The following is a 12,415-nucleotide window of genomic DNA, read 5'->3' as shown; positions in this document are numbered from 1 at the left end:
GTGCGGCCGTGCCGGAGGAGGCGCCCGGGGGCCTTGCGAGGGGGCGTTCGAGGGGTGTTCCAGGGGGACTCAAGGGACCTTCCGGACCTGCCGTATGAAAGGCCTAAGCGCAGTGCGATGATGGCCCGGCCATGACTGCCCCCCACGCGACGCACGCCGGAGCCGGCCTCCGACTGATCCGGGCCGCGGTGTTCACCGCGGTCTGCGTCGTGCTGTCCGCGGCCGGGCACGCCCTGGCGTCCTGCGCCACCGTGCCCTGGTGGTCACTGTGCCTCGGCTTCCTCGCCGTCTTCGCGGTCGCGGCCCCGCTCGCGGGGCGCCGGCGCACGCTGCCCGGCATCGCCGCCGGGCTCGCGGCCGGACAGCTCACCCTGCACGTGCTGTTCGGCCTCGGCCAGCACGACGCGGTGACGGCCCAGGCCCAGGACCCGGCCGGGACCGCCGACGGCTCGCTCGCGGCGCTCGCGGCGCGGCTGGTGTGCGGGGGCAACTCCGTACCGCTCAGCCCGGCCGACGCGCGGCAGATCCTGGAGACCGCCGGCCTGGACCCGGCCGCCCTGGCCGCACAGGCCGGAGAGCTCGGCCAGGCGGGACACATCGCGGCACAGGGCCACGGCGCACACGCCCACCTGGCCCAGGCCGCCACCGCGGCCATGCCCGCGACCGGCCTCTTCAGCCCGGCCATGCTGCTCGGCCACCTGCTGGCCGCGCTCGCCGCCGGCTGGCTGCTCGGCCGCGGCGACGCCGCGCTCTTCCGCCTCGTCGAACTGTCCCGGCTCTCCGCCGAAGCCGATCCCGTACGACCGCTGCGCGCCGCGCTGGCCTTCGTACGGGCCCTCGGCGCAGGTCTCCCGGGGGCGCCCGCCCGTACGCCGAGGGGCCCGCGCACCGAAGCGGCATCCCCGGCCGCGACCGGCCGGGAGTCGCTCCAGCACACCGTGATCAGGCGCGGGCCGCCCGCGGCACTCGCCCTCGCAGCCTGACGCGGCACCCTCCTCCCCGGGACACACGGTGGGAGCACCGGTGCCGCGAACTCCGCGCGCGCCCGTGCGCGGAGCCACCGTCACCCCTGCTTCCGTGGAGTGTTTCGCCATGAAGACCTCTCGCATCCCCTTCGCCGCCGCGCTCGCCGCCGGTGCCGTCCTCGCCTTGTCCGGCACCGCCTTCGCGCACGTGAGCGTGCAGCCCGGCGAGGCCACCAAGGGCGGCTACGCGACGATCAACTTCAAGGTCCCCAACGAGCGTGACAACGCCTCGACCACGCAGCTCGAGGTCAACTTCCCGATCGACCAGCCGCTCACGTCCGTCATGCCGCAGGACATCCCCGGCTGGACCGTGACGGTCGAGAAGAGCAAGCTCGACAAGCCGCTCACCGTCCACGGCAAGCAGGTCAACGAGGCCGTCACCAAGGTGACCTGGAGCGGCGGCAAGATCGAGCCCGGCAGGTTCCAGCAGTTCCCGGTCTCCGTCGGCAAGCTCCCCGACAACGCCGACCAGATGGTCTTCAAGGCGATCCAGACGTACGACAACAACGAGGTCGTCCGCTGGATCGAGGAGGCCAAGGAAGGCGCGCCGGAGCCGCAGACCCCCGCTCCCGTCCTCAAGCTGACCGCAGCCAAGGGCGCCGACGACCACCACGACGCCGGTGGCAAGCAGGCCGACGGCAAGAACTCCGGCAAGGACGAGAACGACGGGCACGGCCACGACGAGGCCGCCGACAAGCACGGCTCGGACACGACCGCGCGCGCCCTCGGCATCGCCGGCATCGTCATCGGGCTCGGCGGGGTCGCCTTCGGCGTCGCCTCGCGCCGCCGCTCCGCCTGATCCACCGGAACACCATCCGTTCAACATCCGTTCAACATCCCCGATCCCAGGGACATCTCCATGCGCACCACACGTGCGACGGTCGCCGCTCTCCTCGCGGCGGCCGCGCTCACCCTCACCGCCTGCGGCGGTGAACCCGTCAAGACCGACTCGGTGACCCAGATCAGCGGTGGCCAGAACAAGGCCAAGCCCGCGACCGTCCTGGACCGCCCCTTCACCAAGCCGGAGCTGGTCCTGATGGACACCACCGGCAAGCCGTGGAACCTGCGCGAGCAGACCAAGGGCAAGCCGACGCTCATCTACTTCGGCTACACCAACTGCCCCGACGTGTGCCCGCTGACGATGAGCAACATCGCCGTCGCCAAGAAGGCACTCCCCAAGGCGGACCAGGACAACCTCCAGGTCGTCTTCGTCACCACCGACCCCGAACGGGACACCCCCGCCTCCCTCGGCGCGTGGCTCAAGGCCCAGGACCCGTCCTTCATCGGACTGACCGGGGACTTCGCCACCATCCAGGCCGCCGCGCGCTCGCTCGGCATCGGTATCGAGGCCGCCAAGAAGGAGGCCGACGGCAGCGTCGTCTCCATGCACGGCGCCCAGGTCATCGCGTTCTCGCCCAAGACCGACGAGGGCTACGTCCTCTACGGCGAGGGCACCACCGTCGACGACTACACCAAGGACCTGCCGAAGATCATCAAGGGAGAGAACCCGTGAACACCCGCACCACCCGCACCCTGGCCGCCGCCCTCTCCCTGACGGCAGCCCTCGGCATATCCGGCTGCTCCGCCTCCTCGGACGACGCGGCCAAGCCCTCGATGAGGGTCAGCGGCGCCTTCATGCCCCAGCCGGTCAACGACAAGATGGCCGGCGCGTTCATGGTCATCAAGAACGAGTCCAAGACCGCCGACAAGCTCACCGGCGTCACCTCCACGCTCTCGGACGATCTCCAGATCCACGAGACCAAGGACCAGAAGATGCAGCAGGTCCCGTCCCTGGACGTGCCTGCCAACGGTGAGCTCAAGCTGGAGCGCGGCGGCAACCACGTCATGTTCATGGGGCTCAAGAGCACCCCGAAGGTCGGCGACAAGGTGACCGTCGAGCTGCGCTTCGAGAAGGCCGACCCCGTGAAGGTCGAGCTCGACGTGAAGGAACGGACGTACAACGCCCAAAGCTCCACCGCCCACTGACGGACCGAGGTACCGACACGCCATGACGGCCACCGCCCCCGCCTCCTCCCTGGCCCGCGCCCGCACCACGGCACTCCTGCCGCGGCTCGCGCTGGTCCTCGCAGCCCTGCTGGCAACCCTGTTCACCGCGGCCTCCCCGGCCGCGGCGCACGCCGCACTCACCGCGAGCGACCCCAAGGACGGGGCGGTGGTCGCCACGGCGCCCGCCCAGGTCACGCTCTCCTTCTCGGAGCAGGTCGCCATGGGCGACGACTCCATCCGCGTCCTGGACCCCAAGGGCAAGCGCGTGGACACCGGTGAACTGCGCGACATGTGCAGCGGGAACACCATCCGCTACGGCACCGCCCTCCATGCCGGCCTGCCCAACGGCACCTACACCGTCGCCTGGCAGGCCGTCTCCGCGGACAGCCACCCGATCTCCGGTGCCTTCACCTTCTCCGTCGGCGCGCCCTCGGCCACCGAGGTCGCCCTCCCCACCCGGCAGGCGGGCGGTGGTCCGGTCGGCGTCGCCTACGGGATCGCCCGCTACGCCGCCTACGCCGGCTTCACCGTGCTCGTCGGCGGCGCCGCCTTCATCCTGCTGTGCTGGCGCCGGGGGGCCGCCGAGCGGCCGCTCCAGAAGCTGGTCGTGCGCGCCTGGGTCACCCTGACCGCCGCCACCCTGGCGATGCTGGTGCTCCGCGGGCCGTACACCGGGTCGGGGAAGTTCAGCGACGCCTTCGACCTCGACGCCCTGAAGGCCGTCCTGGAGACCAAGGCCGGTGCCTCACTGGTCTCCAGGCTGCTCCTGCTCGGCGCCGCGGCCCTCTTCATCGCGGTCCTCTTCGGGGTCTACGCCCGCCGCGTGCAGGGCACCGAGGAGGAAGGCGAGGGGGGCGAGGAGTCCAAGGACACCAGCGACCTCACCTTCGGCCTGGCCATCGGCGGCGCCGTCGTGTCCGGCGGTATCGCCGCCACCTGGGCCCTGTCCGAGCACGCCTCGACCGGTATCCAGCCCGGCATCGCCATGCCCGCCGACATCCTGCACCTGCTGGCCGTCGCCACCTGGCTGGGCGGGCTCGCCGCGCTGCTCGTCGCCCTGTACAAGGTCCCCGGTATCGAGCGGGCGGCAGTCCGGCGCTTCTCCCGGGTCGCCTTCGTCAGCGTCCTGGTGCTCGCCGTCACCGGCGTCTACCAGTCCTGGCGTCAGATCGGCAGCTGGTCCGCCCTCACCGGCACCGACTACGGACGGCTGCTGCTCCTGAAGGTCGGCCTGGTCGCCGTCCTCGTCGGGATCGCCTCCGTGTCCCGGCGGTGGACCGCACGGCTCGCCGACGCCCGAGAGGCCGACACAGCAAAGGCAGCGAACGCGGTCGACGAGGCCGGCGCAGGACGGGCGGCGAAGGTCGTCGCGCAGCGCGATGTTTCACGTGAAACACAGCCCGTCACCGTGCCGGCCGACCCCAAGCGCGCCGCGCAGCTCGCCCGGCAGCAGGCCGCCCGCGAGAACGCCCGCGAGAAGCAGGTCCGGGACGCCGACCCGGACCGCGCCGGCCTGCGCCGCTCCGTCCTGGCCGAGGCGGCCGTCGCCGTGGTCCTGCTCGCCGTCACCACGGTCCTCACCAGCACCGAGCCCGGGCGCACCGTGGAGCGGGAGACCGGCCGCAGCGGGGCTGCCACCGCCGTTCCCGACCGGGCCGTCAAGATCACCCTGCCCTTCGACACGGGTGGCCAGAACGGCAAGGGGAACATCCGGCTGGAGCTCGACCCGGGTCGGGTCGGAGCCAACACCCTGCACCTGTGGGCCGAGTCCGGCGAGGGCAAGCCCTTCGACCTCCCCGAGGTCAAGGTGGCCTTCACCCTCCCCGCGAAGGACATCGGTCCCCTGCCTCTCGTCCCCGAGCAGGCCGCCCCCGGACACTGGACCGCGTCCGGGGTACAGCTGCCGCTCGCCGGCGAATGGCGCATCGACGTGACCCTCCGTACCTCCGACATCGACCAGACGACCGTCCAGAAGACAGTGAAGATCGGCTGAACAGCGTGACCGAGAGCAACCCCGACATCGAGATCTCCCGGCGCCGTCTGCTGGGCACCGTCGGCGCCGCGGGCGCCGCCGGGCTCGCGCTCGGCGCCACGGGCGGCGCCCTGGCGCACTCCGCGCTCGCCGACTCCGGGAGCGGCTCGGCCCCGGGCGCCGCCGGGAGCCTGAGCTCCCTCGGCGCCACCCAGGTCGCCTTCCACGGCGACCACCAGGCCGGCATCACCACGCCGCTCCAGGCCAAGGGTCATGTGGTCGCCTTCGACCTCGCGGCCGGCGCGGGCCGCACGGAGGCCGCCGCGCTGATGCGGCGCTGGTCGGAGACGGCCCGCCGGCTCATGGCGGGCGAGACCTCCGGGTCCGCGGACACCGGTATCGCCCTCGACGCCGGCCCGTCCTCCCTCACGGTCACCTTCGGCTTCGGCCACTCCTTCTTCGAACGCACCGGCCTCACCAGCCGCCGCCCCGTCGCCTTGGACCCGTTGCCGGACTTCTCCTCCGACCGGCTCGACGCCCAGCGCAGCAACGGCGACCTGTGGGTCCAGATCGGCGCGAACGACGGGCTCGTCGCCTTCCACGCGCTGCGCGCTCTCCAGAAGGACGCCGGGGACGCCGCACGCGTCCGCTGGCAGATGAACGGCTTCAACCGGTCCCCCGGCGCCACCGGAACCCCGATGACCGCCCGCAACCTCATGGGCCAGATCGACGGCACCGGCAATCCGAAGCCCTCGGATCCCGACTTCGACAAGCGGATCTTCGTCCCCGGCGCGGGCCCCGGTCCGGCCGAGCACTCCTGGATGGCCGGGGGCTCGTACGCGGTGGTCCGACGGATCCGCATGCTCCTCGACGACTGGGACAGGCAGTCGCTCGCGCAGCAGGAGCAGGTCATCGGCCGTACCAAGGCCACGGGCGCGCCGCTGACCGGCGGCAGCGAGACCACGAAGATGGCACTCGACAAGATCGGCCCCGACGGCAAGCCGGTCATCCCGTCCAACGCGCACGCCCGGATCTCCGCCCCCGAGCAGAACGGCGGGGCCGCGATGCTGCGGCGCCCCTTCTCCTTCCACGACGGGATCGGGGCGGACGGGACCCCCGACGCCGGGCTCCTCTTCATCTGCTGGCAGGCCGACCCGCTGCGGGGATTCGTCCCCGTCCAGCGCAAGCTCGACCGCGGGGACGCGCTGTCGCAGTTCATCCGGCACGAGTCCAGCGGCCTGTACGCGGTTCCGCCCGGCCCCCGCACCGGCGAGTACGTGGGGCAACGCCTGCTCGAAGGGTGAACAAGCGCCCCGACGGGCACCGCCCCGGCATTACGCTGATCGCATGTCGGCCACCCGCTTCACGTATCTCGGTCCCGAGGGCACTTTCACCGAAGCCGCCCTGCGCACGCTGCCGGAAGCCGCCACCCGGGAACTCATCCCGATGGTGTCGGTGCCGGCCGCCCTGGACGCCGTGCGCAACGGCGAGGCCGCGGCCGCCCTGGTGCCGATCGAGAACTCGGTGGAGGGCGGGGTCACCGCCACTCTCGACGAGCTGGCCTCCGGCGAACCGTTGATGATCTACCGCGAGGTGCTGCTGCCCATCGCCTTCGCGCTGCTCGTCCGGCCCGGTACCGCCCTGTCCGACGTCAAGACCGTCACCGGGCACCCGGTGGCCCAGCCCCAGGTGCGCAACTGGCTGCGGGCCCATCTGCCCGACGCGGTGTGGGAGTCGGCCGCCTCGAACGCCGACGGTGCCCGGCTGGTCCAGGAGGGCCGCTTCGACGCCGCCTTCGCGGGCGAGTTCGCCGCCGCCACCTACGGGCTGGTCCCGCTGGTCACCGAGATCCACGACGCGGAGAACGCCGAGACCCGGTTCGTGCTCGTCGGGCGGCCGGCCCGGCCCGCGGCACCGACCGGCGCCGACAAGACCTCGGTCGTGCTGTGGCTCGGCGACGACCACCCCGGTGCGCTGCTGGAGCTCCTCCAGGAGTTCGCCGTGCGCGGGGTCAACCTGATGCTGATCCAGTCCCGCCCGACGGGTCAGGGCATCGGCAACTACTGCTTCGCGGTCGACGCCGAGGGCCATGTCTCCGACCGTCGGGTCAGCGAGGCCCTGATGGGCCTCAAGCGCACGTGCCCGCAGGTCCGCTTCCTCGGCTCCTACCCGCGGGCAGGCGTCGCTCAGAGTGACGTGCGCTCTCCGCGGCCCGGAACCTCCGACGGCGATTTCACGGCCGCCTCGGACTGGCTGACACGCTGCCTCGACGGTCGGCCGTAGGACTTCGTCCACTGTCCACACAGTTATCCACAGGCCGAGATGGGGACCTGGGGACAAGTCGACAGAGCGGCATGACAAGGTCGACAAATCGGTCGGGTGGCCCAGGTTTCGCGTTGGGGAGCGGAAGGTGAACGGCGTCACCCCCGTATCACCGATCAACTCTTTGGAGCGAGTCATTCCCACCCGAATGAGTGTGTGAGGGTGGTTTGAACCCTGATTCGCCTCGGCGGGCCGCCGATCACGAATGATCTATTTCCGTGTCCACAGATGCGGCGCACAGCCTGTGGATAAGGTGGAGGCGGCGGGAATTCCTGTGGACGAGGAACGCCTTCCGGCCCTGCTCAGGGCCTCCCCGCCCGCGGAGTTGTGCCCCTTTTCGGGGAATGGGCCGCTTTTATTGACGACCCGAGAAGGATCACTTCCGGCCAGCCGTCAAGACTTATACATCCGCGGCAATTGGGACATAGCGACACGCAGCGTGATATCGGTGTGATCCCAGGAACCCCGGCCCGGTAGCCTGGAGGGGTGATTGACCTCCGGCTGCTCCGTGAAGACCCTGACCGTGTCCGCGCCTCGCAGCGCGCCCGTGGAGAGGACGTCGACCTCGTCGACGCACTGCTCTCCGCCGACGAGCGCCGCAGGTCCTCAGGCATGCGCTTCGACGAACTGCGCAATGAGCAGAAGTCGCTCGGCAAGCTCGTCTCCAAGGCCTCTCCGGAGGAGCGGGCGGAGCTGCTGAAGCGGGCGGAGCAGCTCAAGCAGGACGTCAAGGCGGCCGAGGCCGAGCAGAACGAGGCCGACGAGGCCGCCAAGCAGCTCCTGCTCCAGCTGGGCAACATCGTCCACGAGGACGTCCCGGTCGGCGGCGAGGAGGACTTCACCGTCCTGGAGACGCACGGCGCCATCCGCGACTTCGCCGCCGAGGGCTTCGAGCCCAAGGACCACCTGGAGCTCGGCGAGTCGCTGGGCGCCATCGACGTCGAGCGCGGCGCCAAGGTGTCGGGCTCGCGCTTCTACTACCTGACCGGTGTGGGCGCACTGCTGGAGCTGGCCCTGGTCAACGCGGCCATCGCGCAGGCCACCGAGGCCGGCTTCATCCCGATGCTCACCCCCGCGCTGGTCCGCCCGCGCGCCATGGAGGGCACCGGCTTCCTCGGCCAGGCCGCGGAGAACGTGTACCACCTGGAGAAGGACGACTACTACCTCGTCGGCACCTCCGAGGTCCCGCTCGCCGCGTACCACATGGACGAGATCATCGACGCCGACAAGCTGCCGCTGCGGTACGCCGGCTTCTCGCCGTGCTTCCGCCGCGAGGCCGGTACGTACGGCAAGGACACCCGCGGCATCTTCCGTGTCCACCAGTTCGACAAGGTCGAGATGTTCTCGTACGTCGCGCCGGAGGAGGCCGAGGCCGAGCACAAGCGCCTCCTGGAGTGGGAGAAGCAGTGGCTTACCAGCCTGGAGCTGCCGTTCCAGGTGATCGACGTCGCCACCGGTGACCTGGGCGCCTCCGCCTCGCGCAAGTTCGACTGCGAGGCCTGGATCCCGACCCAGGGCAAGTACCGCGAGCTGACCTCCGCCTCGAACTGCGACAGCTTCCAGGCCCGCCGCCTGTCGATCCGCTACCGCGACGGCAAGAAGACCCAGCCGCTGTCCACGCTGAACGGCACCCTGTGCGCCGTACCGCGCACGATCGTCGCGATCCTGGAGAACCACCAGCAGGCCGACGGTTCGGTACGGGTGCCCCAGGTGCTCCGTCCGTACCTCGGTGGCCGCGAGGTCCTGGAGCCGATCACCAAGTGAGCACGGCCCCCTTCCCGTACAAACTCGTCGCCACCGATCTCGACGGCACGCTGCTGCGTGGCGACGACACGGTCTCGGAACGCACCCGTGAGGCGCTCGTCGCGGCCACTGCGGCGGGCGCGGCGCACATCATCGTCACCGGCCGCGCCGTGCCGTGGACCCGGAGTGTGCTGGACGATCTCGGCTACCAGGGGATCGCCGTGTGCGGGCAGGGCGCGCAGGTCTACGACGCGGGCGCGCACCGGCTGCTGACCTCGGTGACGCTGGACCGGCAGCTCGCCGGCCTGGCGCTGTCGAAGATCGAGGCCGAGGTCGGGCCGCTGGCCCTGGCGGCCAGCCGGGACGGGGTGGACGGCGAGGTCCTCTTCGGGCCCGGCTACCAGGTGCAGGAGGGCCTCCCTGCCGTCTACCTGGAGGACACCGCCGCGGTGTGGACGGCTCCGCTGAACAAGCTGTACATCCAGCACCCCGAGCTGGACGACGACACGCTGGTCAAGGTGGCCCGGGAGACCGTGGGCAGCCTCGTCGACATCGTGATGGCCGGTCCCGGGATAGTGGAGATCCTCCCGCTGGGGCTGACCAAGGCCACGGGCCTGTCCCTGGCCGCGCGTCGGCTCGGTGTGAAGGCCGCGGAGACCATCGCCTTCGGGGACATGCCCAATGACATCCCGATGTTCGGCTGGGCCGCGCACGGGGTGGCGATGGCCAACGCCCACGCGGAGCTGAAGGCAGTGGCCGACGAGGTGACGACCTCCAACGAGGAGGACGGCATCGCGGTGGTGCTGGAGCGCCTGCTGGGCGCCGCCTAGCCAAACGAGACGCGTCGCACGACGTACGAGAGGTCCGGGACAGCCCGCGCCGCGAGGCGCGCTCGAAGTGGCTGTCCCGGACCTTTTGTTGCTCCCCGCACGACTCACTCTGCCCCCGGCGCACTCCCCGTACCAGCGATTTTCCGTGCGTCAGCCGTGGAGTCGGCGCCGGCGCCAGTACGCCACGGTCACGATGGCCAGGAGCGGGCCCCACAGGAGCAGCGGAGCGTAGGAGAGGGTGAAGAACCAGTAGCCGAAGCCTTCTTCGGGGGAGTCCGGGCTGGCCGCGACCGCTGGTCGCCTGCGCGTTCGGGGACCGTCGCGGGTGTCCTGGGCGTGGTGGCCGTGGCGCTGTGGCCGGTCCCGCTGGTGGTGGACCAGGGGTCGTGGCTGGAGGCCGGCGGGGCGGCGGCGTTCTGGGCACTGCCCGCCGCCCTCGGCGCGGTGGCCCTCGGCGGCCACCTGCGCCGTCAGGTGGGCCTGATGCGGCGGGCCGTACGGGATGCGCGGCGCGACCAGCAGCTGGAACTGGCGCGGGATCTGCACGACTTCGTCTCGCCCGACGTGAGCGCGATCGTGGTGCAGGCGCAGGCGGCCCGGTTCGTGGCCGAGCAGGATCCCGGGCAGGCGGTCCGCGCGCGAGGTGACCACTTCGATCTGGACGAGTACGTGCACACCGCCCTGCGCAACGGTGCCTGCGGCTTCCTGCTGAAGCGGTCGGGCCGGCACTGCTGATCGAGGGCGTGCGGGCGGCGATGGCCGGGGACACGCTGATCAGTCCGCAGATCACGGTGCGGCTGCTGAGCCGGCTGACGCAGGCGGGTCCGGTGGCCCGGCCCGCGGCGCATCCGCTGACGGAGCGGGAGCTGGACATCGTGCGCCTGGTCGCACGGGGGCTGACCAACGCCGAGATCGGCGCGGAGCTGTTCATCAGCGCGGGGACGGCGAAGACCCACATCGCGAACGTCCAGGCGAAGCTCGAGGGGCGGAACCGGGTGGGGATCGCCGCGTGGGCGTGGGAGCACGGCGTGGCGAAAGCGGAGGACGGCTAACGAGGTTTCACGTGAAACAGGGACGGTGTTTCACGTGAAACAACGTGGCGGGTGAGCGGCCAGGCCAGCAGGCCGACCGCCAGCGAGATGGCGTGGCCGAGGTCGGTGAAGGTGCCGCCGGTGGCCAGGGGGATACCGAAGAAGGCGACCGCCCCGGCCAGGTAGAGCCATCTCCAGGGGCTGGGGAGCCGGTAGGTGAGGACGCCCACGGCGGCCGCGAGACCGTAGCTGACGCCGATGTCGACGACGTGGGTCATGCTGCGCGGGGCGCGGTGGTCCTGGATGGCAGTCAGCAGGACCTTCTGGCTGACCAGGGTGGCCACGATGTGGGCGGTCGCGACGATCACGAGCCAGCGCAGGGTGCCGAGCCAGCGTTCGACGGGGGCGTGGAAGACCTCGAAGAGGACGGCGTACAGGGCGAGCGAGGCCGGGTTCTCGATCCAGAACGCGCTGCTGAGGAGCGCACGGACGGGGTATTTGACGAGCTGGTGGATGTTGCTGCTGTTGCGGTGGAGCAGTACGCGCTCGAGCTGGTCGGGCGCGATCGCGACGATGATGCTCGTGACGGCGATGATCAGCAGCCATATGTGCGTTCCGGGCGTGGAGCGTATCCAGGACCGCAGGGGCCTGGACGGCTCGGGCTCGGGGTGCTCGATCATGCCCCGATGATGCCCCGTAAAGCTGTGCCCCGCCTGGCCGAATGGGCCGGGCGGGGCACGGTGCACGAAGCGGTCCCGCAGGCCTACTCCTCACCCGCCAGGGTGAGGCGGCGCAGCTTCTGGCCCGCGTAAACGGTGGCGCCGACGGTGACCGCGGAGAGCAGGACCACGGCGGTGGGCAGGCCGACGCTGGCGTCGACGTATCCGTCGCCCGCGATCTTCTCGGCGAGGGAGAGGGCCCACTGCTGGACGCTGAGGGTCTTGGCACCGGAGACCAGGCTGCCGAAGAGCGATTCCCAGATCAGGGCGTAGACCAGGCCGAAGACGACCGCGTGCCGGCTGACGGTGCCCAGCAGCAGGAACAGCGCGCTGTAGGCGATCGAGGCGACGAGGGCGGCGACGGTGTAGGCGATGGCGATCTGCTGGCCGTTGCCGTTGAGGATGAAGCCGGCGATCAGGGTGGGGATCGCGGAGAAGGCCATGGTGACGGCGATCGCGACGATCAGCTTGGTCATGATGATCGTCGGTCGCTTCACCGGCTTGGAGAGCAGGTAGACGATGGATCCGTCGTCGATCTCGGGGCCGATGGCGCCCGTGCCGGCGATGACACCGATCAGCGGGACCATCGTCGCGAGGGCGAAACCGCCGAGCAGGTCGGCTGCGACCTTGTCGTCCACACCCGTGAGCGCGCGGACGGCGGCGGAGATGAGGATCAGCAGGGCGGGCAGCAGGAAGAGGATCAGCGCCCGGCGGCGGCCGAGCAGGGCCCGGTAGGTGAGCCGGGCGACGGTGGGGTTGTACATGG

Annotated in this window: 11 protein-coding genes and 1 pseudogene; 10 read left to right on the top strand and 2 right to left on the bottom strand. The window is 71.1% G+C overall.

Going from position 1 to position 12,415, the window contains the following annotated elements:
• The first annotated feature begins 131 nt into the window (after positions 1 to 131).
• The 10 genes and pseudogenes from ACGFYU_RS14590 to ACGFYU_RS14545 all read left to right on the top strand — a co-directional run bounded on the left by ACGFYU_RS14590 (position 132) and on the right by ACGFYU_RS14545 (position 10,951).
• Positions 132 to 983, top strand: a complete 852-nt coding sequence (locus ACGFYU_RS14590) for a hypothetical protein (RefSeq protein ID WP_393827636.1) — start codon at positions 132 to 134, stop codon at positions 981 to 983.
• A 109-nt stretch (positions 984 to 1,092) separates the two neighbouring features.
• Complete coding sequence (locus ACGFYU_RS14585; protein ID WP_393827635.1) at positions 1,093 to 1,824, top strand: YcnI family protein; 732 nt, start codon at positions 1,093 to 1,095, stop codon at positions 1,822 to 1,824.
• Positions 1,825 to 1,884: 60 nt separating this feature from the next.
• Positions 1,885 to 2,538, top strand: coding sequence for an SCO family protein (locus tag ACGFYU_RS14580; RefSeq protein WP_393827634.1), 654 nt, complete (start codon positions 1,885 to 1,887; stop codon positions 2,536 to 2,538).
• The gene (locus ACGFYU_RS14575; protein ID WP_393827633.1) at positions 2,535 to 3,011 is read left to right on the top strand and encodes a copper chaperone PCu(A)C; all 477 of its coding nucleotides are present in this window, start codon (positions 2,535 to 2,537) and stop codon (positions 3,009 to 3,011) included. The genes ACGFYU_RS14580 and ACGFYU_RS14575 overlap by 4 nt, the downstream gene beginning before the upstream one ends.
• Positions 3,012 to 3,033: 22 nt before the next feature.
• Complete coding sequence (locus tag ACGFYU_RS14570; protein WP_393827632.1) at positions 3,034 to 5,025, top strand: copper resistance CopC/CopD family protein; 1,992 nt, start codon at positions 3,034 to 3,036, stop codon at positions 5,023 to 5,025.
• Positions 4,950 to 6,308, top strand: a complete 1,359-nt coding sequence (efeB, locus tag ACGFYU_RS14565; protein ID WP_393827631.1) for an iron uptake transporter deferrochelatase/peroxidase subunit — start codon at positions 4,950 to 4,952, stop codon at positions 6,306 to 6,308. The genes ACGFYU_RS14570 and efeB overlap by 76 nt, the downstream gene beginning before the upstream one ends.
• Before the next feature lie 43 nt (positions 6,309 to 6,351).
• Entirely contained in the window at positions 6,352 to 7,287 is a 936-nt protein-coding gene (gene pheA, locus ACGFYU_RS14560; RefSeq protein ID WP_393827630.1) for a prephenate dehydratase, read from the top strand.
• Positions 7,288 to 7,812: 525 nt separating this feature from the next.
• Positions 7,813 to 9,090 (top strand): serine--tRNA ligase, encoded by a 1,278-nt coding sequence (serS, locus tag ACGFYU_RS14555; protein ID WP_393827629.1) that lies wholly within the window; start codon positions 7,813 to 7,815, stop codon positions 9,088 to 9,090.
• A complete protein-coding gene (locus tag ACGFYU_RS14550; RefSeq protein ID WP_393827628.1) occupies positions 9,087 to 9,899 on the top strand; it encodes an HAD family hydrolase in 813 nt (270 codons plus the stop codon). The genes serS and ACGFYU_RS14550 overlap by 4 nt, the downstream gene beginning before the upstream one ends.
• Before the next feature lie 390 nt (positions 9,900 to 10,289).
• Positions 10,290 to 10,951, top strand: a pseudogene (locus tag ACGFYU_RS14545) (LuxR C-terminal-related transcriptional regulator).
• On the opposite strand, the gene ACGFYU_RS14540 reads toward ACGFYU_RS14545, so the two are convergent.
• Together ACGFYU_RS14540 and ACGFYU_RS14535 are read right to left on the bottom strand one after the other, a co-directional pair.
• The gene (locus tag ACGFYU_RS14540; RefSeq protein ID WP_393827627.1) at positions 10,948 to 11,610 is read right to left on the bottom strand and encodes a rhomboid-like protein; all 663 of its coding nucleotides are present in this window, start codon (positions 11,608 to 11,610) and stop codon (positions 10,948 to 10,950) included. The pseudogene ACGFYU_RS14545 and the gene ACGFYU_RS14540 overlap by 4 nt on opposite strands.
• 83 nt (positions 11,611 to 11,693) lie before the next feature.
• Complete coding sequence (locus ACGFYU_RS14535) at positions 11,694 to 12,413, bottom strand: ABC transporter permease subunit (RefSeq protein WP_393827626.1); 720 nt, start codon at positions 12,411 to 12,413, stop codon at positions 11,694 to 11,696.
• Positions 12,414 to 12,415 lie beyond the last annotated feature (2 nt).

This window comes from Streptomyces sp. NPDC048337, from assembly GCF_043201175.1.
Taxonomy (GTDB): Bacteria; Actinomycetota; Actinomycetes; order Streptomycetales; family Streptomycetaceae; genus Streptomyces.
Note: the sequence above shows the minus strand (reverse complement) of the source record. Positions and strands in the feature narration are given on the sequence as shown.